The following is a 23,540-nucleotide window of genomic DNA, read 5'->3' on the forward strand; positions in this document are numbered from 1 at the left end:
CTCGGCCCCGATACGTTGGAGCCAGAGATCGGCCTCCTGGGGCCGCGAGCGGGCACGATGTCGTGCCCGGCTCGCACGTCGGAGCGTTCGATCGCATTCGAAGCGAGAGGGGAATCACCGATGAGAACCGCACCCCGCAACATCCGATGGCGCCGTCGCGCCCTAGCCCTGGCCGGAGCTCTGCTGCTCGGCTCATCCCTTGCGACGGCCACCGCGGCCGTCGCAGAAGACGATCCGCGCATCGACCTGCCGCCGGGCTATCTCGACGCGCAGACGGCGACGAGCAACATCGAGTTGCTCGCGAGCCTGCCGCGGGTCGCGCCGTTCGACGCGAACCCCGGCAACTTCGGCTTCGTCAACTCCGACCTCGCGTTCTCGGGCGACAACGCGATCGTCGGCAACTTCAACGGCTTCCAGGTCTACGACGTGTCGGATGCCTCGGCGCCGACGCTGCGCGGCTCGTTCGTGTGCCCCGGCGGTCAGGGCGACGTCTCGGTCTACGGCGACCTGCTCTTCATGTCGGTCGAGGAGACTCGCGGTCGCATCGACTGCGGCACGCAGGGTGCATCGGGCGCCGTGAACCCCGAGCGGTTCCGCGGCGTGCGCATCTTCGACATCAGCGACATCGACAACCCGGTGCAGCTGCCGGGCGTGCAGACCTGCCGAGGTTCGCACACCCACACGCTCGTCGCGGACCCCGATGACACCGAGAACGTCTACATCTACAACTCGGGCACGTCGGGCGTTCGCTCGCCGCTCGAGCTCCCCGGTTGCGAGAACGCGCCGGCGAGCCAGACGCCGGTCACGACGGGCAACCCGACGCAGTGGCGCATCGACGTCATCAAGGTGCCGCTCGCCGACCCGGCCTCGGCCGCAGTGGTCAGCCAGCCGCGCATCTTCAGCGACCCGGTGACGGGTGCGTTCAACGGCCTGCAGAACGGCCCGACGCAGCCGCTGCACCCGTCGGGCACGCCGTACTCGCCGAACCCGAACACGAACACGTGCCACGACATCACGGCGTTCCCCGAGATCGGGCTCGCCGCGGGTGCCTGCCAGGGCAACGGCATCCTGCTCGACATCTCCGACCCGGTGAACCCGGTGCGGCTCGACGCGGTCGCCGACGCGAACTACTCGTACTGGCACTCGGCGACGTTCAACAACGACGGCACCAAGGTCGTCTTCACCGATGAGTGGGGCGGCGGCACCGCCGCTCGCTGCCGCGTGACCGACCAGCCCGAGTGGGGCGCCAACGCGCTCTTCGACATCGTCGACGGCAAGCTCGAGTTCAAGAGCTACTACAAGCTGCCGGTGCCGCAGACGGCGCAGGAGAACTGCGTGGCCCACAACGGCTCGATCATCCCGGTGCCCGGTCGCGACATCATGGTGCAGGCCTGGTACCAGGGCGGTCTCTCGATCATCGATTTCACCGACACGTCGAACCCGACCGAGATCGCCTACCTCGACCGCGGGCCGGTGAACACGCCGAACCCCGCCGGGCTGAACCTCGCGGGCTACTGGTCGACCTACTGGTACAACGGCAACGTGCTCGGCAGCGAGATCGCGCGCGGCTTCGACAGCCTCGCGCTCACCGCGAGCGACCAGCTGTCCGAGAACGAGATCGCCGCAGCCGGAGAGATCCAGCTCGACCAGTTCAACGCGCAGCTGCAGACGAAGCTGGTGCACGCGCCGAGCTTCGCCGTCGCGCGTTCGTACGTCGACCAGGCCGAGCGCGACGGCAGCCTGAGCGGCAACGCGCTGAAGCAGGTCAACAAGTCGATCGACCAGGCCGAGAAGCTCTCAGACGGCCCGGCGAGCGGCTCTGCCGTGGCAGCCCATCTCGCCGGCGCTGCCACGAAGTCGGGCGCTGCCGCGGACTCCGCGCTGGTGGAGGCGCTGAACGCGCTGGCGGCAACCTTCGAGTGATGCCATGCGGGAGGCCGCTCGTCGGCCTCCCGCACCGCGAAGTGCCCAGCGGCCACGGCTGCTGGGCACTTTCACGTGCGGCGTCAGGTCTCAGCGCGAGAGCGAGTTCTTCTCAGGAGGAGCGAGCCGCGAGCAACTGCTGCATCTTCGCGATCTCGACGCCCTGGTCGGACTCGACGTGGCGCGCGAACTGGTCGATCTCCGACTCGTGCCCGCCGCCGGCGGCGTAGAGCTCGGTCACCATCTGCACGGCACCCTGGTGGTGCTGGATCATGTACGCGAGGAACAGCCGTTCGAAGTCCGCTCCGTCGGCCGACTCGAGTTCGTCGAGCTGCGCCTCGGTGAGCATGCCGGGCATCGCGTGCCCGTCGCCGTCGTGGTCGTGCCCGCCCGCGCGCGCGTCGTTCAGGGGCACCACCCGGTCTTGCAGCCATTCGGTGATGAGATCGAGCTCGTCCTCTTGGCTGACACGCATGCGTTCGGCGAGCAGTCGGATGTCGCGGTCATCGGTTCGCTCATCGACGAATCCGGTCATCGTGATGGCCTGGTCGTGGTGCGCGATCATGTCGAGCATGAACTGCTCATCGGCCTCGGTGTGCTTCGGGGATTCGAGGTCCAGCGATTCGCCGGGGGCGAGGGTGTGGTTCTCCTCGCCGGGGGCGCCGAGCTGCACGACCGGGCTCGTCGGAGCGAACTCGTCGGTGCCTCCCGTACAGGCGGCGAGCCCGAACACGAGCGCGAGCGCCAGGCAGGTCGCCGGGCCGGTGCGTTCCGAAGCCGTCATCCATGTACCTCGTCTTCATCGAAGGGGCAACGCCAGTGCCGCCGAGCAGCGCGTCGGCACTGCAGCAGGTTACGTCCATCTAAGTCGATGCGGTGGCGCACGGGCTACCATGGGCGAGGGGGGAAACCGATGCCGTCACCCGACGCCCGCGACTCGGATCCGACTCTGATCGGCTCGGTGCAGCGCGCCCTTCGCCTGGTCGAGATCGTCGCGAACGAGCCTCGGCCGATGCCCGTGAAGGCGCTCGTCGCGAGGAGCGGCCTCACCCCGGGCACGACGTACAACCTCGTGCGAACGCTCGTGCACGAGGGATACCTCGCCCGCGAGCCCGACGGTCTGCTGCTCGGCACTCGTTTTCCGGCGTTCGTCACGAGTGATGCCACGCACGGCGTCTTCCTCTCGCGGGTGCGCACGGCGCTGCGCGGGGTCACCGACGAGCTCGGCGCAACCGCGTACCTCTCGCGATTCGAAGACGGCGAGGTGCATCTCGTCGACATCGTCGATGCCGTGCACAACCCGCGCGTCGAGCTCTGGGTCGGGCTGCACAGCAGCGCGCACGCGACGGCGCTCGGCAAGCAGATCCTCGCCGTGCTGCCCGAGGAGGAGCGTCTCGACTACGTGTCGCGGCATCCGCTCGCCGAACTCACCCAGCACACCATCAGCGACCGGCGCGTGCTGCTGGACCAGCTCGAGCGCTCGCGCGAGAAGGCCGTCGATCGTGAGGAGTACGCGATCGGCTACACGTGCATCGCCGTGCCCGTGACCGCCGCGGGCATCACGGCGTCGCTCGCCGTCTCGCTTCCGACCGAGGCCGCGGCGCACGCCGACCCCGCCCTCGTGCACCGCCTGCAGGAGGCCGCGACGCGCCTCGCCCTGCAGATCGGCACCGACCGGCTCGGCAGTTCGGGCGCCTGAGCCGGCGGCTTGGATGCCTCGGCTCGCGCCGGCGGCATCCGCTGTTCACCATCTGAAATCCTGATGTTGCCGCGGCACGCCCGTGACGCATAGCGTGACGAACACGCGACAGAGGGCGCGTTGCTCCATCACCACCTGATCGCTCGTGCGATCGACCATCGGGGGACGGTTCGGATTCGTACGCCGAGGTGGAGATGGCGATTGCGCGGGAAGAGTCTTCGGGTTCTCTTCCCGCGCATCTCTCGTTCAGGCTGCGGACTTGGGCGCCGCCGTGCTGTCGCGCACCACGAGCCGGGTCGGCACGAGCGTGCGTCCGGGCGTGTGGGTTCGCGTCTCAATCTCGCGCATGAGGCTCTGGATGCAGAGTCGGCCGACCTCGGTGAAGTCCTGGTGCACGGTCGTCAGCGGCGGCCAGAACGCCTTCGACTCCTCCATGTCGTCGAAGCCGACGACGCTGATGTCTCCGGGCACCTGCAGCCCGGCCTCGTGGAACGCGGTCATGGCACCCAGGGCCATCTGGTCGTTCGCGGCGAAGACGGCGGTGACATCGCCCCGCGCGACGATCTCCTTGCCGATGCGGTAGCCCGAGTCGGTCGTCCAGTCGCCGACGAAGACGGGCGGGGGAGTGATGCCGCGTTCGCTGAGCGTCGCCGCCCACGACTGCGCCCGATGCAGGGCCGAGAAGGATGCCTCGGGGCCCGAGATGTGCCAGACCGTCTCGTGCCCGAGGTCGAGCAGGTGCGCAGTGGCTTCGCGGGCGCCGGTCGTCTGGTCGGTGTCGACGACCGTGAAGCCGTCGCCGGCGTTGGAGTCGACGACGACGACGGGCTGATCGGTCGGGAGGGTGATCTCGGCGCGGTCGAGCAGGTGCGCCTCGAAGATGATGACCACGCCGTCGACCGCCTGCTCGCTGAGCCGCCGGTACGCGCCCGAGACCGTGCCCCTGGTCGGGTCGGGGATGCGGATCACGGTCACGGTGTGGTCGACCTCCGCCGCGGCCGCGGTGATGGCGTCGAGGGTCTTCATGTTGCCGAAGGTCGAGAGCGTGAAGACGATGACGCCGATCGACTTGAAGCGCCCCGTGCGCAGCGCCCGGGCGGCGTGGTTCGGCTGGTAGCCGACCTCCTTCATCGCCTCGAGCACGCGTTCGCGCGTTGCGTGATCGACGTTGGTCTTCTCGTTCGCGACGCGTGAGACCGTCTGCGACGAGACACCGGCGACCTTCGCGACATCCGCCATCGACGCGCCGCGTCGAGCTTCGGGGCGAGAGAGTCCGGTCATCTGCAGATACCTCCAGTGGAGCGCGCGCTCACGCGCACGTCGGGATGTTCACGTAGACAGCGTAGAGGAACTGTGGTAATTGTTTACGTGAACATCTTGCAACAGATCGAAGGAACCCCCCGGCATGACAACGACGTCGATAGTCACAGCCCGTCGCGGCCCGTTCATGCGGCGCGGCGGAGCGCGATGGACCGGGTGGCTGTTCCTCGCCCCGTTCATGATCGTCTTCCTGCTGGTGCTCGTCGCACCGGTCGTCTACTCGATCTACCTCAGCCTCTTCCGCGAGCAGCTCATCGGCGGCACGAGCTTCGTCGGCCTCGAGAACTACGCCCTGGCCCTCGGCGACCCCAAGTTCTGGGACTCGCTCGGTCGGGTCGTGATCTTCCTGCTCGTGCAGGTGCCGATCATGCTCGTCATCGCCCTCGCCGCCTCGCTCGCGATCGACAGCGCGCGGCTCCACCTGTCCTCGTTCTTCCGCATCGCGATCTTCCTCCCGTATGCCGTGCCCGCCGTCGTCGCGACGCTCATGTGGGGCTTCATGTACGGCACCCGGTTCGGCCTGTTCGGCAACATCACCGACGCCTTCGGGCTCGACCTGCCGGCGCCGCTCTCGTCGAACTGGGTGCTCGCCTCGATCGGCAACATCGTCACGTGGGAGTTCGTGGGCTACAACATGCTCATCTTCTACGCGGCGCTCCGGGTCATCCCGACCGACCTCTACGAGGCGGCGTCGCTCGACGGGGCGGGTGCGTTCCGCACCGTCTGGAGCATCAAGATCCCGGCCATCCGGGGAGCGATCGTCATCGCCGCGATCTTCTCGGTCATCGGCAGCTTCCAGCTCTTCAACGAGCCCAACATCCTGAAGACCCTCGCCCCGAACGCGATCAGCACGTACTTCACGCCCAACATGTACGCGTACAACCTCTCGTTCTCGGGTCAGCAGTTCAACTACTCGGCGGCGATCGCCATCATCATGGGCCTCATCACCGTCGTCATCGCGTACGTGGTTCAGCTCTCCGGATCACGAAAGGTTGGCCGAGCATGACCGCGACGAAGGCGATCACGACACCTGGCGAGCATGTCGGGCGCGCCGGGCGAACCGGGCGAGTCGAGCGGATGCCTCGTGGCGGCCGTCTCGCTCCCGCCGGCACGGGTCCCACGACCCGCAAGTCGGTGTGGCTCACGATCATCATGGCGCTCCTCGCGGGCTACGCGCTGCTGCCCCTGTTCTGGCTCGTCGTCAACTCGACCAAGACGCAGCGCGACCTGTTCTCGACGTTCGGCCTGTGGTTCTCGGGCGACTTCGCGCTCTGGGACAACATCGTCCAGACGCTCACCTACGACGACGGGGTCTTCCTCCGCTGGTTCGGCAACACCCTGCTCTACGTCGTCGTGGGCGCCGGCGGCGCCACGTTCCTCGCGACGCTCGGCGGGTACGCGCTCGCGAAGTTCGACTTCCCGGGCAAGCGGGCCGTATTCGCCGTCGTGCTCGGCGCGGTGGCGGTGCCGGGTGCCGCGCTCGCCGTGCCGACGTTCCTCATGTTCAGCCAGATGGGCCTGACGAACACGCCGTGGTCGATCATCCTGCCGTCGCTGATCAGCCCGTTCGGGCTCTTCCTGGTCTGGGCGTTCGCGGTCGACGCGGTTCCGACCGAGATCCTCGAGGCCGCACGCATCGACGGCGCCGGTGAGTTCCGCACGTTCTTCACGATCTCGGCACGGCTCCTCGCCCCCGGCTTCGTGACGGTGCTGCTGTTCACGATCGTCGCGACCTGGAACAACTACTTCCTCCCCCTGATCATGCTGAGCGAATCCACGTGGTACCCCCTGACGGTCGGCCTCAACGCGTGGAACGCGCAGGCCGCCACCGCCGGCGGCGAGGCGATCTACAACCTCGTCATCACGGGCTCGCTCCTCACGATCGTGCCGATCATCGTCGCCTTCCTCTTCCTGCAGCGCTACTGGCAGTCGGGGCTCGCGGCCGGAAGCGTCAAGCAGTGACCCGGTTCACCGCCTGAACGAGCAACACCAACCCTCCGAGCAGTCCTGCTCACATCCACACATTGCAGTGAAAGGAACATCATGAGGAAACACAGCATCATCCGGTGGACGGGAGTCGCGATGGCCGCGGCGCTGGCCACCTCGCTCGCCGCCTGCGCCCCCAGCGGCAGCGCCGAAGACGTGACCGGTGCGACCGCCGACGAGATCGCGGCGGCGCTCCAGGAGGAGTCGAGCATCACGGTCTGGGGCTGGGCTCCCCAGCTCGAGCCGATCGTCGAGGCCTTCGAGGAGAAGTACCCGAAGATCGATGTCAAGCTCGAGAACGTCGGCACCGGCAACGACCACTACACGAAGCTGCAGAACGCGATCAAGGCGGGCACCGGCGCTCCCGATGTCGCGCAGGTCGAGTACTACGCACTGCCGCAGTTCGCCCTCTCCGGCGCGTTCGCCGACCTGACCGGCTTCGGTGCGGGCGAGCTGGAAGACCAGTTCACCCCCTCGACCTGGGGCTCGGTGTCGCTGAACGACGGCATCTACGCGCTGCCGCAGGACTCCGGTCCCATGGCGATGTTCTACCGCGAAGACGTCTTCACGAACCTCGGCCTCGAGATCCCCACGACGTGGGACGAGTACATCGCAGCGGGCAAGGCCATCCACGCGGCCAACCCCGACGCGTACATCACCAACGACGTCGGCGACGCCGGCTTCACCACGAGCATGATCTGGCAGGCCGGCGGCAACCCCTACGTCGTCGACGGCACGACGGATGTCACCGTCGACTTCGCCGACGAAGGCAGCACCAAGTGGGCCGACACCTGGAACCAGCTCGTGCAGGAGGACCTCGTCGCGCCGATCTCCTCGTGGAGCGACGAGTGGTACCAGGGCCTCACCGACGGCAGCATCGCGACGCTCGTCATCGGCGCCTGGATGCCCGGCAACCTCGAGTCCGGTGTTCCGGATGCCGCGGGCACGTGGCGCGTCGCGCCGATGCCCACCTATGAGGAGGGTGTCGCGGCAGCGGCCGAGAACGGCGGCGGCGGCGACGCCGTGCTCGAGCAGAGCGAGAACAAGCTCGTCGCCTACGGGTTCCTCGAGTTCCTGAACGGCGAAGAGGGCGCGGCCATCCATGCGGCCAACGGCGGGTTCCCGTCGACCGTGGCCGACCTCGAGTCCGACGAGTTCCTGAACTACGAGAGCGACTACTTCGGCGGTCAGAAGATCAACGAGGTGCTCGTGCAGGCCGCGAAGGACGTCGTCCCCGGCTGGAGCTACCTCCCCTTCCAGACCTACGCGAACAGCATCTACGGTGACACGGTCGGACAGGCGTACGCCTCGAAGTCCGACCTCAACGAGGGTCTCGCCGCGTGGCAGGAGGCGACCGTCAAGTACGGCGTCGAGCAGGGCTTCACCGTCAACGGCGAGTAAGCCGGCAACGAACGGGTGCGCCCGCCGGTCACCCCCGGCCGGCGGGCGCACCGCTTCACCAGATCATCCTGAGGGAACCACGTGTCAACACCCACTCTCGAAGAGTCCCGCGATCGACGGACTCCGACCTCCGAGGCGCCGACGCCGCTCGGCTCGCGCTCGTTCGCCATCGGGGACGAGGACTTCCTGCTCGACGGGCGGCCCCACCGGATCCTCTCCGGTGCGCTGCACTACTTCCGGGTGCACCCCGACCAGTGGGCCGATCGCATCCGCAAGGCGCGGCTCATGGGGCTGAATACGATCGAGACCTACGTGGCGTGGAACGCGCACGCGCCCGAGCGGGGCGTCTTCGACACGAGCGGCGGCCTCGACCTCGGGCGGTTCCTCGACCTCATCGCCGCCGAGGGCATGCACGCGATCGTGCGCCCCGGTCCGTACATCTGCGCGGAGTGGACCAACGGCGGCCTGCCGGCCTGGCTGTTCCAGGACCCGTCGGTCGGGGTGCGCTCGTTCGAGCCGCAGTACCTCGCGGCGATCGAGGAGTACCTGCAGGCGCTCGCGCCGATCCTGGTCCCGCGGCAGATCGACCGCGGCGGGCCGATCGTGCTCGTGCAGATCGAGAACGAGTACGGCGCCTACGGCGACGACGCCCGCTACCTCGAGCGGCTCGTCGAGCTGAACCGTGCGATCGGCCTCACCGTGCCGTTCACCACGGTCGACCAGCCGACGGCCGAGATGCTCGAGGCCGGAAGCATCCCGGGCCTGCACAAGACCGCGTCGTTCGGGTCGCGCTCCCTCGAGCGGCTCGCGACGCTGCGCACCCACCAGCCCGACGGGCCCCTCATGTGCTCCGAGTTCTGGGACGGCTGGTTCGACCACTGGGGCGCGCACCACCACACGACGGATGTCTCGCAGGCGGCGGGCGAGCTCGACGACCTGCTCGCGACCGGCGCCTCGGTCAACCTCTACATGTTCCACGGCGGCACGAACTTCGGGTTCACGAACGGCGCCAACGACAAGGGCGTCTTCCAGCCCCTCGTCACGAGCTACGACTACGACGCCCCGCTCGACGAGGCGGGGAACCCGACGGCGAAGTACTGGGCGATGAGGGACGTCATCGCCCAGTACGCGCCCGTGCCCGAGGAGCGGCCGAGTGCCGGGTCGCCGGCGCCGCGGTTCGAGGTGGAGCTCGACCGTGCGGCCGCGCTGTTCGACGTCGTCGAGTCTCTCGGCACCTTCACCGCGCACGACCATCCGCCGACGATGGACGAGCTCGGCCAGTACGAGGGCTTCATCCTCTACCGTGCCGAGATCGACTGCGTCGGGCCGGCCGTGCTCGAGGTCGACGAGGTGCGCGACCGGGCACAGGTGTTCTTCGAGGGCGACGGCATCGGCGTGCTCGCACGCACGCATCACGTCCACTCGCTCTCGCTGCCCCGCGACGCTCGCGGCACCGTCGACCTCCTCGTCGAGGACCAGGGCCGCGTGAACTACGGCAGCCGCATCGGCGAGCCGAAGGGACTCATCGGCGCGGTGCGACTCTGCGGCGAACCGCTCGGCCGCTGGCGAGCAGCGGGGCTGGATGTCGGGCGCCTCGACGTCGTCCGTCGGGCACTCCGTCCGGTGGCGCCCATCTCGGGCCCGTCGTACCGCGCCGGCACCTTCTCGCTCGACGAGTCGCGGGACCTCTTCCTCGACACCTCGGGCTGGGGCAAGGGCGTGGTCTGGGTCAACGGCTTCTCGCTCGGCCGGTACTGGTCGGCTGGGCCCCAGCGCTCGCTCTACGTGCCGGCACCCGTGCTCCGGGCGGGCGAGAACGAGATCATCGTCCTCGAGCTGAACGGGGTGCCGCATCGGCCCGCCGTCTTCACCGAGGGACTCGAGCTCGGGCACACCGAGTTCTGACGGTTCGCGTCGGCAGGGCTGCCGGCGCGAACTGTGAAACATGCTCGACAACCACCCATCCGACCGATATGGTTACGTCAACATCCCAGGTGTTGACGTAAACAATCCTTCCTGATTGGAACAGACAACGGTGTCCTCCTCACAGAAGCGCCCCCGCGCCGCCGCGAGTCTCGCGGCTGCGGCCGTGGTGGCCGGCTCATTGCAATTCATGCCCATCGCGGCGCCGGCGGCCTCGGCCGCTGAAGCCGACGCGGTGCTCACGCCCAATCCCGCCGTCACCGGCCCCGCGTTCGACGGGTGGGGAACCAGCCTCGTGTGGATGGCTAACGCGACCGGCGACTACCCGGCCGAGCTCCGCACCGACCTCATCGACACGGTGTTCGGCGACGAGGGCCTGAACCTCAACATCGCCCGCTACAACATCGGCGGCGGCAACGCGAGCGACGTCGCCGACTACCTGCGCCCCGGTGGTGCGGTTCCCGGCTGGTGGAACGCCGAGGCCCCGCTCAGCGACGCGCAGGGCGCCATCACCTCGAGCTACGCCGACCGCGCGCGGTTCCTGGCGGCATGGAGCGGCGACGCGGCATCCGACTACGACGTCGAGACGGATGCCGCGCAGCTCGCGTGGGTCGACGAGATCAAGGACCGCGTGACCAAGTGGGAGGCGTTCAGCAACTCGCCGCCCTACTTCATGACCGAGAGCGGCTACGTCACCGGCGGGTTCGACGCGAACGCCGAGCAGATCAAGCCCGCGGCGATCGGCAAGTTCGCGACGTACCTGAAGACGGCCGCGCAGCAGGTCGAAGACGCCTACGGCATCTCGTTCGACACGATCGATCCGCTGAACGAGCCGAACACGAACTACTGGGGCACGACGATGGGCGGCAACGGCCAGCCCACCGGCGGTCGCCAGGAGGGCGCCCACGTCGGACCGGCCCGGCAGGCCGAGGTGCTCACCGCGCTCGCGGCCGAGCTCGCCGAGGAGGGCACCACCACCGAGGCCGCCGTCTCGGGCCCCGATGAGACCAACCCCGGTCGCTTCATCGAGGACTGGAACGGCTGGAGCCCCGCGGCCAAGCAGGTCGTCGGCCAACTGAACGTGCACACCTACGGCACCGGCGACCGGCTGCAGGTTCGCGACATCGCGAAGTCCGCCGACAAGCCGCTGTGGATGAGCGAGGTCGAGGGCAACTGGGGCGGCAACTGGTGGAACCCCGCCTCGATCGACAACGGGCTCGGCATCGCCCAGCACGTCACGGCCGACCTCCGCGAGCTCGACCCCTCGGCCTGGGTGCTCTGGCAGCCGGTCGAAGACCTCTACAACATGGAGAAGAGCGAGAAGCTCAACTGGGGCTCGGTCTTCATCGACTTCGACTGCAACGAGAACGGCGACTCCGTGCGCCGTCTCGCCGACGGCGACGCCGACCCCTCGTGCAAGGTCGTGACGAACACGAAGTTCGACACCCTGCGCAACTTCACCCACTACATCGAGCCGGGCGACCGCGTCGTGCCGACGAACAACGACCAGACCACCTCGGCCGTGAAGGCCGATGGCTCGGGTGCCGTGCTCGTGCACACCAACGCGTCGGGCGACGCGAAGACCGTGCGCGTCGACCTCTCGCGTTTCGCCACCATCGGTGCCGGCGCGACCGTCACGCCCGTCGTCACGACCGAGTCGCCCGCCGGCACCCCGTCGGCGAACGCCCTCGTCGAGGGCGCTCCCGTCGCGATCGATGCCGCAACGAAGTCGGCCGTGCTCACCGTGCCGGCGAAGTCGGTCACGACGTTCGTGGTCTCCGGGGCATCCGGCGTCGCAGCCGACGCGCCCGCCATCCACGACGGCGAGTCCTTCCGCCTCGTCGGCACGCAGGCCACCAAGCCGGTCGCCGCGACCACCGGTTCCCCGGCGATCGTGCTCGGTGACGCGGCATCCGCCGACGCCGACGCGACCCAGCTCTGGACCGCGACCCGGCTCAGCGAAGGCGACGGCACCTCGCGCGACCGCTTCGCGCTTCGACTCGCCGACGGGCGAACGCTCACCGCCACCGCGAGCAACGGCATCGCGCTGCGCACCCTGACCGACGCAGAGGCGGCAGCGGATGCCTCGGCGCAGTGGATCGCGTCGAGCACCGACGGACGCACGTTCTCGCTGCTGAACGCCGCTCGCGAGCGCGTGCTCGACGTGGCCGGCCAGTCGACCTCGGTCGGCGCGTCGGTCGGTCTCTGGACCTCGAACGGCGGCACGAACCAGACGTTCGCGGTCGTCGCGCCCGACAGCCCGGTCGGCCCCACCTACACGAGCTTCCGCCCGGGTCAGGCGTGGCTCGACGACAACGGCAAGGTGATCCAGGCGCACGGCGGCCAGGTCGTGCCCTCGAAGGATGACGCGGGCAAGACGATCTACTACCTCTACGGCGAGGACCGCACGAACGGCTACCACTCGTCGCCCGGCGTGCACGTCTACAGCTCGTACGACCTCTACAACTGGACCGACCGCGGCGTCGCCCTGCGCGCGCTGGCGTCGAAGTCGCAGTTCGGCGACCCGTACTTCGACGCGCTCTACGGCGACTACACCCAGGCGCAGAAGGATGCGGTGTACCGCGACCTCGGCACCACGCCGGTGTCAGGCGTGACGCCGCCGATCATCGAGCGGCCGAAGGTGATCCACAACGAGGCGACCGGCAAGTGGGTCATGTGGGCGCACATGGACGGACCCTCCGCGACCTCGAGCGCGCAGTACGCCAAGGCGAAGGCCGGCGTCGCGATCGCGGACTCGCCCTTCGGCCCGTTCCGCTACATCGACAGCTATTACCTGAACTCCTCGCCCGAGGGCTGGGACACTCCGGGCATGGCGCGCGACATGAACCTCTTCGTCGACGACGACGGCACCGGGTACATCATCTACTCGAGTGAGGGCAACGCGACGATGTTCATCTCGAAGCTCGACGACGAGTACACCGCCCTCGCGACGCCGGCCGCCGAGGCGGTCGAGGGTGTGGACTACAACCGCATCTTCGTCGGCGCCTCGCGCGAGAGCCCGGCGATCTTCAAGCACGACGAGCGCTACTTCCTGATCACCTCGGGCACCACCGGCTGGTCGCCGAACCCGTCGCGGTACGCGAGCGCGACCGACATCATGGGCGACTGGACCGAGCAGGGCGACCCGTTCCCGTGGTGGGCGCAGTCGAACTCGTGGAACACCCAGCCCTCGTCGGTGATCCCGGTCGACCGCGAGCAGGGCAAGTACATCTACATGGGCGACCGCTGGAACGGCGGCTCCGACGATGCCCTGCGCAACGCCCCGCTCGTCTGGCTGCCGCTCAACCTGGGCGAGGGCGGCGACACGCTCGCGGTCGAGGTCTACGACGAGTGGACGCTCGACCAGCTCGACCAGTGGGCGGCGTGGGATGTCTCGGGCGTGCCCGCCAGTGTCAAGGTGGGGGAGCCGTTCGCGGTGCCGACCGTCACCGTCACCCGGGCCGGTGCGTCGACCACGCAGGCCGTGACCTGGAGCTTCGACGGGTCGTTCGACCAGGCCGGCGTCGTCACGGCGACCGGCACCCTGCCGGGCTTCGGCGGCCACACTTTCACCCGTGAGATCGCGGTCGTGCCCGACAACGTCGTGTACGCCGTGAACGCCGGTGGTCAGCGCACCGACGACTGGGAGGCGCTCGTCGACGCGGCGACCGCGCAGCATCCGCTGCAGAACAGCCGACCCGACCAGAAGTACGCGGCCGATGCCGGAACGAACTCGGCATGGGGTTACGTGGGCGACCAGAACGCGGTCGCGGCCGAGGGCGACACGATGTTCAGCACGCTCCGGTACGCGACCGGCGGTGCGGCCCTCTCGTACCGCTTCGACGACCTCGCGCCGGGCACGTACACCGTCTCGGCCGGCTACTTCGATCCGTGGGCGCAGTGGGCCGACCGAGGTGCGAAGGTCACCGTCAACGGTGCCGTCGTCGAGGCCGACCACGACTACTCGGCGGCGAACCAGACGGCGAGCTACGGCGGCGTCGTCGTCGGCGCCGACGGTCGCATCGACGTCTCGCTCAGCCAGACGCGTGGCCCCGACGTGCAGTTGAGCTGGCTCATCGTCAGCTCCGACGCGCCTCCCGCACCGGCCATCGCCGCCACGGTCACGGCGACGACGAAGTGCGTCTCGAGCAAGGTCGTGGTGAGCGCACTGCTGAAGAACGAGTCGGCGGTGCCCGTGAAGGCGACGCTCAAGTGGGGCACGACCAGCAAGACGTTCAACGCGGTCGCGCCGGGCGGCAACGCCGTGCACGCCTTCACGACCAGGCAGGCATCCGTGCCGGCCGGCGTGGTGACGGCGACGGTCGAGGCGACGGTCGGCGGCCAGCCGGTCACGAAGACGGTGGAGGCCGCGTACGCCGCGGCGTCGTGCCGATCGTGATGCGAGAGATCTGACGGAGAAACAGGAGTGATGAATATGAGAAGCAGACGACTCACCGCGGGCGCGTGCGCCGTCGGCCTCGGGGCGATCATGCTCGTCGGTGTCGCCGGCATGGCGGCGGCCGAGGAGCAGTACGGCGACGGCGAGGTCGACGTTACCGTGCAGATCGCCGACATCAGCGAGCCGGGCGTGCTGGCGATGACGGTGGCGAGCACGTCGACGACGCTGACCGAGAACGGGTCGACCGAGGTCGAGCGTCAGTTCACGGGGCAGCTGCCCACCGTGACCATCACCGACACCCGTTCGGCGGCGGAGATCCCCGCCGGCGCCGGCTGGTACGTGCTCGGCACGGCGAGCGACTTCACCGGCGATGCCGGGCAGCCGGCGATCGGGGCAGGTCACCTCGGCTGGGCGCCGAACCTGATCGACGGCGGCGAGGCCGGCCTCGTCTCCGAGGGCGACGTCGTCGACACGGTCATGGACGCGGAGGACCCCGACGCGCAGCTGCCGTTCGGCCTCGTCGACCAGGAGCTGCTGGCGATGGCGCACGGTTCGGCCGAGATCCTCCCCGAGGGCCAGTGGACGGCCAATGCGGCGCTCTTCCTGCGCACGCCGGCGACCGTCGCCGCCGGTGGCTACACGGCCACCCTCACGCTGTCGCTGTTCGAGTAGGAGCCGCAGCGACGATATGCCAGTTCCCCCTCATCGGCACAGCAACGGTGAGGGGGAACTGCGGCGTCAGCGAGGCATCCGCTGGTCGGGCTCGTCCGCCGGTTCCAGGCGCGGATGCCTCGTGGTCGCCGTCGTACTCGGCTACCGTGTCGCCCATGCAGAACGACACGGCAGCGACCTCGCCCGAGACGCCGGGGGAGACGCCGGCTGAGACACCGACCGACACGGCCCGACGTCTGATCGAGCAGAACACCTATCTGACCCTCGCCACGGCCGACGCCGACGGGCGCCCGTGGGCGAGCCCGGTCTGGTTCGCGGCGCGCGGCCTCTCGGAGTTCTACTGGGTGTCGCGAATCGTGAGACGTCACTCGCGCAACCTCGAGGTACGCCCCGAAGTGGCGCTCGTCGTCTTCGACTCGACGGCGCCGGTCGGCCGGGCCGAGGCCCTGAACGTCGATGCGGTCGCCGGCCAGGTCGACGACGCCGATCTGGCCGCTGCGCTCGCCGTGTACAGCGGGCGATCGGTGGATCGCGGGCTCCCGCCTTGGGATGAAGCGGCTGTCACCGGCGACGCACCGCACCGCCTGTACGTGGCACGCGCGACCGACGTGTTCGTGCTCGACGAGACGGAGGGGCGGGTCAGCGTTCCGATGAGGTGATCGGGCGTTCGGGTGATCGCGCCGAGATGACACGCGAGATCGAGCGCGCCCGATGTCGATCTCGCCCGCTGCGAATCGACGCATGAGTAGAGGCATCCGCTTCTGAGGTATTCGCTCTCATGTCGTAGGAGAAGATCGTGTCGACTCCCCGGGCTCTTCGGCCGCTGCGCAACCCCGCCTATCGCTGGCTCGCGGCGGCCCTCGTGTCATCCCTCGTCGGTTCCGGCATCTGGCTGGTCGCGCTCGTCTGGCAGATCGTGGCGATCGGCGGCGGTGCAGCCGAGCTCTCGCTCGTCGCGGGCGCGTCGGCGATCGGCATGCTGCTGACGACACTGCTGGGCGGCGCGCTCGCCGACCGTATTCCGCAGCGGAGGATCCTGCTCGTCGTCGAGGTCGTGCGCACCGCGAGCGTCGGCATCGTCGCGCTGCTCTCGCTCACGGGCACGCTCGCGGTCTGGCAGCTCGCCGCGGTGGCCCTCGTCGGCGGTGTCATGGCCGGGCTGTACTACCCGGCCTACTCGGCGCTGCTGCCGAGCGTCGTGCCCGAAGACCAGCTGCTCGCCGCCAACGGATTCGAGGGCATGGCCCGGCCCGTGCTCATGCAGGCCGCAGGCCCGGCGCTCGCGAGCGCGCTCATCGCCGTCTCGTCGCCCGGTGCGGCACTCGCCGTCGCCGCGCTGACGGGGGCTGCGGCGGTCGGATGCCTCGTGAAGGTGCCCGACCTGCCGGTGCGGGGTGAGCAGGCCAGCGAGCATGGCGAGCAGGCAGAGGCCGAAGCGAGCGGCGGCAGCTCGCGGCATCCGGCGCTCGCATTGCTCGTCGACGTGCGCGAGGGCTTCGTCTACATGGCCCGCACGCCCTGGCTGCTCGTCACGCTCGGGTTCGCGTCGCTCCTGATCCTCTTGATCATGGGACCGTTCGAGGTGCTCGTGCCGTTCGTGATCAAGGATGCCGCCGGCGGCGGCCCGCAGGAGCACGCGCTGATCCTCGCGGCGTTCGGCATCGGCGGCGCGGTCGGCTCGATGGTCGTCGCCTCCCTCAGGCTGCCGCGTCGCTACCTGACGGTCATGAACCTGCTGTGGGCATTCGGATGCCTCCCGCTCGCCGTCTTCGGACTGACCGACCAGATCTGGCTCATGGTGGTCGCGGCGTTCGCCGTCGGCGCCGCGTTCAACGGTGGCGTGGTGATCTGGGGAACGCTGCTGCAGCGCCGGGTGCCGTCGGCCATGCTCGGGCGGGTCTCGAGCCTCGACTTCTTCGTCTCGCTCGCGTTCATGCCCGTGTCGATGGCCATCGCCGGGCCGGCGGGGGAGACGGTCGGGCTGCCAGTGGTGTTCCTCATCGCGGGGGTCGCCCCGCTCGTGATCGGTGTGGTCGCGATCGTGGCGGCGCGGATGACGCGCGATGAGATCGCGCACCCGCTCGATGCTCTGTTGGTTGAGCCTGCCGAAACCGAGCCTGTCGAAACCGACCCGGCCGAACCCGAGCCAGTCGCTCCCCTGCCGGTTGAGCCTGTCGAAACCAATGCTGCCGGAGTTGCGGATGTCCCGACCGACGACCTCGTGCCGGTCTGAGCCTGATCGTTCGAGGTGAATTCGATCATCCCCTTGTCTCTGAATTGACGACCCGGTACTCTACAAATTGACGACCTGATGGTCTACAAATTGACGACTGGCTCGTGCTTCAACTGGCGACCGAGGTGCACATGGCATATGTTCCGCGTCTTGCAGACGGCGAGCTCACCGCCGCGCTCGCGCGCGCTGGCGCGGTGCTCATCGAGGGTCCAAAGGCGTGCGGCAAGACCGAGACGGCACTGCAGCAATCGGCGAGCGTCGTGCACGTCGATACGGATCCGAGCGTCGATCAGTTGATGGCCGTCGATCCGGCACTGCTGCTCGAGGGTGACACACCGCGGTTGTTCGATGAATGGCAACTGCAACCGCGGCTCTGGAATGCCGTGCGCCGAGAAGTCGATTCGCGGGGGAGCCGCGGCCAGTTCATTCTGACGGGCTCGACGGCACCATCCCGTGACGCGAGCCGTCACTCCGGTGCCGGGCGGTTCGCGCGGCTCCAGATGCACACGATGACCTTGTTCGAAAGCGGGCACTCGAATGGAAACGTGTCGTTCGGTGCGCTCCTCGAAGGCGCGGCGCCTCGTGCTGTAGATCCCGGTCTCACCTTCGACGCGTTGATCACGCGTATCGCGGTCGGCGGATGGCCGGGGTTCGTTGGGTCTTCCGCGACCGACGTGCTCGCAGGGCTGAGAGACTACGTCTCATTCGTCGCTGAAGTCGACATACAGACAGCCGGTACGGCCCGCGATCCGCGGAGAGTCCGCAGGCTCATGACCTCGCTCGCTCGTGCAACAGCAACCGAGATCTCCATCTCCACACTCGCGCGCGACGAGGCATCCCTCTCTCGGGACGCGGTGCGCGAATATCTGGATGCGCTGGCTCGAATCTTCGTTGTCGAGGACCAGCCCGCGTGGTCGCAGCATTTGCGCTCATCCGCCACGCTGCGGAAGGAGCCCAAGCGTCATTTCTGTGATCCGTCGCTCGCCGTTGCCCTACTGGGTGCCGATGCAACGGCGCTTCGAAAAGACCTCGCGTTCCTCGGCCAGCTCTTCGAGTCCCTCGTCGTTCACGAGCTTCGTGCGTTCTCGCAGGCGACTGGTGCTGACGTGTTCCATGCACGCGACTCGACAGGACGCGAAGTCGACGCCATCGTGCAGCGACGAGATGGCAGATGGGCCGCGTTCGAGGTGAAGCTCGGCAACAGCCCCGAGACGATCGAGGCGGCTGCAAATTCGCTGCTGCGGTTTGCCGGCGACGTCGATACACGCACCGATGCGTTGGCGCCCACCCTCGGCGTCATCGTGGGCAGCGGCCCTTCATACCGCCGCCCCGATGGGGTGGATGTCATCGCGATCGGCGCGTTCGGGCCTTGAGGAAGGAGCTGGTTCGACCGCGCATCAGCCACCTCCCAGCCGCGCCCATAGGATCAATGGCATGGCCGGATTCTGGGGCAAGCGAAAGCGCGAAGAGCAAGAACTCGACGCTCAAGATGCCGTTCTGGCGCAGCGGGCGGGAACGGCCCTCGTCGCCGCCGACGAGCGCGTGCGCGTCACCGCCGACGAGCTCGCCTTCGCCGATGCCGAGCTCGGCCACGAGGCGACCGCCGAGCTGAGCACCGCGCTCGCCGCGGTGAAGGAGCACCTCGGCGAGGCGTTCCGGCTGAACCAGCTGAACCACGACGAGATTCCCGACACCGCCGAAGAGCTGCGGCAGCGCAACGCCCGCATCGTGCAGCTCTGCGACTGGGCCGAAGACGTGCTCGACGAGCACATGTCGACCCTCGCCGACAAGATCGCACGGGCGCGCCGGGCTCCCGAGATCATCGCCGGAGTGCGAGCGGATGCCGCGCGCGTCCGCACCCGCATCCCCACCGCCCGTGACACCATCGGCCGACTCGCCGCCCGCTACGCGCCCGAGGCGCTCGCCCAGGTGGAGGCCAACCCCGCCCAGGCCGAACAGCTGCTCGGATTCGCGGAGCACAGTGCCGGCGTCGCCGAGCGCCGCCGTGAGGCCGGGCAGCGCGAACAGGCCAACCTCGCGCTCGAGGCGTCGACCGAGTCGGTGCGCCGCGCAGCGACCTTGCTTGACGCCGTCGAGACCTTCGAGGTCGAGGCGCTGCGCGCCGAGTCGACGTTGTCGGCGATCATCGAGGACTCCCGCGGCGACCTCGCCGTCGCCCAGAAGGAGCCCCAGACGCCTGCGGTCACGGCCGCGATCGTCGCGTTGCGGGGTGCCCTCGCCGCTCTCCCGGCGGCCGGCGTCAACACCGACCCGTTCGCGCAGCTCAGTAGCCTCCGCGATGCGAACTCTGGGCTGGATGCCGCGATCGCCGCGGCCCGCGAGCGCGCTGCGCGCCCGATCCCGCCGCTCGAGCACGTGCACCACGCCATCGACGACGCCGATCGGCAGCTCGCGGTCGCTCGCGACGTCATCGCCGGCCACCGCGGATGGATCGGCGCCGACGCCCGCACCCGACTCGCCGAGTCCGAACGCGTACGGGTCGACCTCGACCGGTTCCTTGGTTCACCTGCGGCGACCGTCAGCGTCATCGACGAAGACCATCGCGAGCAGGCGATGCTGATGGCCCGTCGCGTCGCGCACCTCGCGGCCGAGGCGCTGCAGCTCGCGCAGCGCGACATCGACTCGTCACGCCCGCAGGATCCCGGTCAGTGGGGCGGCGACGGCTGGGGCGGCGGTGGTCGACGCAGCGGTGGCGGCGACATGATGGGCGGCATCCTCGGCGGCCTCGTCATCGGAAGCGTCCTCGACGGCATCTTCGACTGACCTCTGGTCTGGTTGAAGTCCGCCTAGCTGTCAAGGAAACGTTGACATGCGGGTTGCGAACACCGATCGTTGGATTCACCATGGCCGGTTTTCGGGTCAGATGTCTCCGGGTCGGGCGCACACGCGGTGCGTCTGAACTCGCGGTTCGCGACGCCGACCTGGCGAAGCGGGCCGGATCGGCCCTAGTCGCCGCCGACGAACGCGTCCGCGTCGCGGTCGACGATCTGGGGTTCGCCGAGGCGGAGCTCGGGTCCGACGCCACGACGCAACTGCGCGAGACGCTCGTCGAGGTGCGCACGCACCTGAACGACGCGTTCCGACTGCACCGGCTCAATCATGACCCGATGCCCGGCAGCGTCGACGAGGTACGCGCCCGCAACCTGCGCATCGTGCAGCTCTGCGAGTCGGCTGAGGATGAGCTCGAACGGCACACCACCGCCCTCGCCGACCGGGCTAGGCGGGTGCGGCGCGCGCCTGAGATCGTCGCAGCCGTGCGAGCCGACCTCGAGCGCCTGCGCGCCCGAATCCCGAGCGCCGGCGACACCCTCGATCGGCTTGCCGCCCGGTATGCCCGCGAGGCGATCGCTCGGGTGGACGGCAACCCTGCGGAGGCCGATCGACTGATCAAGTTCGCCGAGCACAGCGTGGCTGTGGCCGAGGTGCGACATGCGGCCGGTCACCGTGAGCAGGCGAGCGTCGCGCTCGAGGCATCCACGACTTCTGTGCAACGGGCAGTCAGTCTGCTCGATGCGGTCGAGACCTTCGAGGTCGAGGCATTGCGGGCGGAGGCGATGCTGGTGGCGCTCGTCGAGGAGTGCCGTCGGGATCTCGCGGCCGCACTCGAGGAGCCGCGATCTCGCCGCGTCGCGGATGTGGTCGGCGAGCTGCAGGCAGCCCTCGCCGCCATCCCGCAGGCTGGGGTGGACACCGACCCGTTCGCCCATCTGAGCCGACTGCGCGAGGCGCGCGCGACGTTGGTTGCCGCCATCGCAGCGGCCCGCGAGCGCGCGACGGATCTGATTCCACTCGTGGACCACGTGCACCATGCAATCAGGGACGCCGACCGACAGCTCGATGTCGCCCGCGATGCCATCGCCGCTCACCCGGGTTGGATCAGCCCCGAGGCGCTCACGAGGCTGGCCGAGTCCGAGCACGCCCGTATCGATCTCGGCCACTTCCTCGGCGGCTCAATGGCGGTCATCACTACAACGGACCAGGATCACCGACAGCAGGTCATCGCGATGGCCCAGCGGGTCGCGTCGCTCGCGAGCGAGTCCCTGCGCCGTGCCCGGCACGACATCGAAGCGTTGCGGCGTCATGGACGACCGCTCGGGTCGCGTAGCCGGGCCGGATCGCTCGCCGACGAACGACGAATCGCCGGCTGAGCGGTTCGAGGGTTCGTGAGCCGGTGCGACTGAGCGTGCCTGAGCGGAGGGTTCTTCGGTGGCGGGCAATTGCGAGTCGCGGTCATCGAACCTCACAAGAGCCGTGCGTTGTCCTGATACTCGAAGTGACTCTTTACGCGGTCGGATACGTCGACGTTCTGCAGCTTGCTCGACACCGGAGTGAAGCCAAGGAGTCCCGCTGCGGCCTCTCCTGCCTGTGCTGTCCTGTAGACGAACTTCAGGACGTTGTCGTTCGTCGAGTGATAGCCATAGACGACCTCGTCGACGGCGGCTGTCAACGCGTCCCAGTTGCTCTTTGCACCGATAGCAGCACCGAGCAGGTGCGCAGATTCGATTCGAGGACCGCCTGGCTTGGTACCAAGGGACTCAGCGGCGACGACCATCACCCGTGCTCCGAGGCTGTGACCGATGAGCACGTAGGACTCCGCGTCGGTGCGGGCCAGCAGGTCACCGAGGATGACACCTGTTTTGTCCGCGCGACTCTTAGCCACGTGCCAGGGATTCTTAGCCAGGTCGGCGGTGATCATCGCCGGGCCGACGACGTTCCCCAGGAACCTCGCTCCAGCTTTGGTGCCAACGGCTGCTGCTGCTTTGGCAGCGGCGACGCCTCCAGCTTTCCCCAACGCATTCGCTCCGAGTACACCGAAGTCGCGGAGTTCCTTTGCGCCCCACCACACCCGATAGACCGGGGAGTCCGGGTACCGCTCGTTGACGATCGGCTTCCAACTTCCCCACTTGTCACCCTTGCCGTCGGTGAGGAAGCCGTTGGCGACGAGCACGGGCACGCCGCCCTTGCCGGGGCGGAGCAGTTCGATGCGGAACGACTTGTCTTCGCGAAGGTATGCGTTCGCAACGGAGGCGCCGAGCGCACCCCCGACGGCGGCGCCGACGGCGGTGACGACGGCGGTGCCGCCAGCCATGCCGAGGCCGCCGGCGGCGAGGCTGCCCCCGCCGAGGAGGGCTAGTCCGTGAGAAGTTGCTGCGGCGCCGGAGAAGCCGCCAAACATGCCGAGCGATCCGATTGCGCCCCCGATGGCGGGTGCCGCAAGGAATGCAACGGGGATCGCAAGCCCCACCGCGAGGACGCCGCTTACGGCGAGCTTGGATGCCTTATCGAGATCGGGCTTGTCGTACTGGAGGAACTCCTCGTAGTCGTGAAGCTCGCCGATCGTACCCTGAGCTTTCTCGAATCCCGGGATGTCGCGGCGATGCTCGGCGCAGAACTGTGGGACACGGATTGCGCCGCGTACCCGCACTGCCATGTTGTCGCAGCCGACCGCGACGCACGGCAGAGTCGGAGACCCGCACCCCTGACATACATACACGGGAAGTTGACCTGCCGGACGGTTCGACTTCCGATGCTCAGTCAGGAAGAAGCACGACGAGCACCATCCATGCTCGACCTCTAGCAGCGAGACGTCGTCAGCAACGTCCGCGATCCACTGCGCTGTCTTCGCGTAGGCATCGGACTGCTTCTGGGCGATCCGCTTCGTCTCCTCCACCAGCTTCAAAGCCACCCTCTGCTCGGCCGGATCGGCCAAGCTGAGCGCGCGCGCATTCGACGTCGTGCGCGCGGTGTGCCAGGTCTTCGCGTATGCCCACATATTGCTTCGCAACGCAGGATTGCTCTCGAGGACGCCACCGCTGTCGACGGTCGGCTCCATGTCGGTGAGCTCTCCGACCAGCGACAGTGTCGCCCCCTGATCCGAGACCACATCAACTTTCAGGCGTGTTCCTTCGAGGACATGGGCATGGAGAGAGCCGGGCATGGCTAGATCGTCCCACAACCGCAGA

The 23,540-nt window shown here is 68.5% G+C and carries 16 protein-coding genes; 13 read left to right on the top strand and 3 right to left on the bottom strand.

The annotated features are described in order from the left end of the window. Nucleotides 1-120 precede the first annotated feature (120 nt). The gene (locus ESP57_RS13470; protein ID WP_129231944.1) at nucleotides 121-1,923 is read left to right on the top strand and encodes an LVIVD repeat-containing protein; all 1,803 of its coding nucleotides are present in this window, start codon (nucleotides 121-123) and stop codon (nucleotides 1,921-1,923) included. Nucleotides 1,924-2,035: 112 nt separating this feature from the next. Here ESP57_RS13470 and ESP57_RS13475 read toward each other — a convergent pair whose 3' ends face one another. Continuing rightward, nucleotides 2,036-2,707, bottom strand: a complete 672-nt coding sequence (locus tag ESP57_RS13475) for a DUF305 domain-containing protein (protein ID WP_129231945.1) — start codon at nucleotides 2,705-2,707, stop codon at nucleotides 2,036-2,038. A gap of 129 nt (nucleotides 2,708-2,836) precedes the next feature. Between ESP57_RS13475 and ESP57_RS13480 the strand changes: the two genes are divergently transcribed. Next, the gene (locus tag ESP57_RS13480) at nucleotides 2,837-3,622 is read left to right on the top strand and encodes an IclR family transcriptional regulator (protein ID WP_056011567.1); all 786 of its coding nucleotides are present in this window, start codon (nucleotides 2,837-2,839) and stop codon (nucleotides 3,620-3,622) included. A 246-nt stretch (nucleotides 3,623-3,868) separates the two neighbouring features. Here the strand turns inward: ESP57_RS13480 and ESP57_RS13485 are convergent, their stop codons facing one another. Further along, complete coding sequence (locus ESP57_RS13485) at nucleotides 3,869-4,903, bottom strand: LacI family DNA-binding transcriptional regulator (RefSeq protein WP_129231946.1); 1,035 nt, start codon at nucleotides 4,901-4,903, stop codon at nucleotides 3,869-3,871. Between the two features lie 124 nt (nucleotides 4,904-5,027). Here ESP57_RS13485 and ESP57_RS13490 point away from each other — a divergent pair, with 124 nt between their 5' ends. From ESP57_RS13490 to ESP57_RS13540, 11 genes are all read left to right on the top strand, one after another. Next, nucleotides 5,028-5,948, top strand: coding sequence for a carbohydrate ABC transporter permease (locus tag ESP57_RS13490; RefSeq protein ID WP_129231947.1), 921 nt, complete (start codon nucleotides 5,028-5,030; stop codon nucleotides 5,946-5,948). Between the two features lie 71 nt (nucleotides 5,949-6,019). Next, nucleotides 6,020-6,904 carry a carbohydrate ABC transporter permease gene (locus tag ESP57_RS13495; RefSeq protein ID WP_129232177.1) on the top strand — a complete coding sequence of 295 codons (885 nt, stop codon included), beginning with the start codon at nucleotides 6,020-6,022 and terminating at the stop codon, nucleotides 6,902-6,904. A gap of 81 nt (nucleotides 6,905-6,985) precedes the next feature. Beyond that, complete coding sequence (locus tag ESP57_RS13500) at nucleotides 6,986-8,329, top strand: ABC transporter substrate-binding protein (protein WP_056011556.1); 1,344 nt, start codon at nucleotides 6,986-6,988, stop codon at nucleotides 8,327-8,329. A 168-nt stretch (nucleotides 8,330-8,497) separates the two neighbouring features. Continuing rightward, entirely contained in the window at nucleotides 8,498-10,234 is a 1,737-nt protein-coding gene (locus ESP57_RS13505) for a glycoside hydrolase family 35 protein (RefSeq protein ID WP_129232178.1), read from the top strand. A 130-nt stretch (nucleotides 10,235-10,364) separates the two neighbouring features. Continuing rightward, nucleotides 10,365-14,651, top strand: a complete 4,287-nt coding sequence (locus ESP57_RS13510; RefSeq protein WP_129231948.1) for a family 43 glycosylhydrolase — start codon at nucleotides 10,365-10,367, stop codon at nucleotides 14,649-14,651. A gap of 36 nt (nucleotides 14,652-14,687) precedes the next feature. Next, nucleotides 14,688-15,323: a hypothetical protein gene (locus tag ESP57_RS13515; RefSeq protein WP_207904550.1), complete on the top strand. Its 636-nt coding sequence runs from the start codon at nucleotides 14,688-14,690 to the stop codon at nucleotides 15,321-15,323. 155 nt (nucleotides 15,324-15,478) lie between these two features. After that, nucleotides 15,479-15,982, top strand: a complete 504-nt coding sequence (locus ESP57_RS13520; RefSeq protein ID WP_129231950.1) for a pyridoxamine 5'-phosphate oxidase family protein — start codon at nucleotides 15,479-15,481, stop codon at nucleotides 15,980-15,982. A 137-nt stretch (nucleotides 15,983-16,119) separates the two neighbouring features. After that, on the top strand, nucleotides 16,120-17,556 hold the full coding sequence (locus ESP57_RS13525; RefSeq protein WP_207904551.1) for an MFS transporter: 1,437 nt from the start codon (nucleotides 16,120-16,122) through the stop codon (nucleotides 17,554-17,556). 104 nt (nucleotides 17,557-17,660) lie between these two features. Continuing rightward, complete coding sequence (locus ESP57_RS13530) at nucleotides 17,661-18,929, top strand: ATP-binding protein (RefSeq protein WP_243648530.1); 1,269 nt, start codon at nucleotides 17,661-17,663, stop codon at nucleotides 18,927-18,929. Nucleotides 18,930-18,990: 61 nt separating this feature from the next. After that, nucleotides 18,991-20,340 (top strand): hypothetical protein, encoded by a 1,350-nt coding sequence (locus tag ESP57_RS13535; protein ID WP_129231952.1) that lies wholly within the window; start codon nucleotides 18,991-18,993, stop codon nucleotides 20,338-20,340. Beyond that, nucleotides 20,226-21,725, top strand: coding sequence for a hypothetical protein (locus ESP57_RS13540; protein WP_129231953.1), 1,500 nt, complete (start codon nucleotides 20,226-20,228; stop codon nucleotides 21,723-21,725). The genes ESP57_RS13535 and ESP57_RS13540 overlap by 115 nt, the downstream gene beginning before the upstream one ends. Before the next feature lie 92 nt (nucleotides 21,726-21,817). Here the strand turns inward: ESP57_RS13540 and ESP57_RS13545 are convergent, their stop codons facing one another. Then, on the bottom strand, nucleotides 21,818-23,515 hold the full coding sequence (locus ESP57_RS13545) for a DUF726 domain-containing protein (protein ID WP_129231954.1): 1,698 nt from the start codon (nucleotides 23,513-23,515) through the stop codon (nucleotides 21,818-21,820). Nucleotides 23,516-23,540 lie beyond the last annotated feature (25 nt).

The sequence above is a fragment of the Agromyces fucosus genome, assembly GCF_004134865.1.
Lineage (GTDB): Bacteria > Actinomycetota > Actinomycetes > Actinomycetales > Microbacteriaceae > Agromyces > Agromyces fucosus.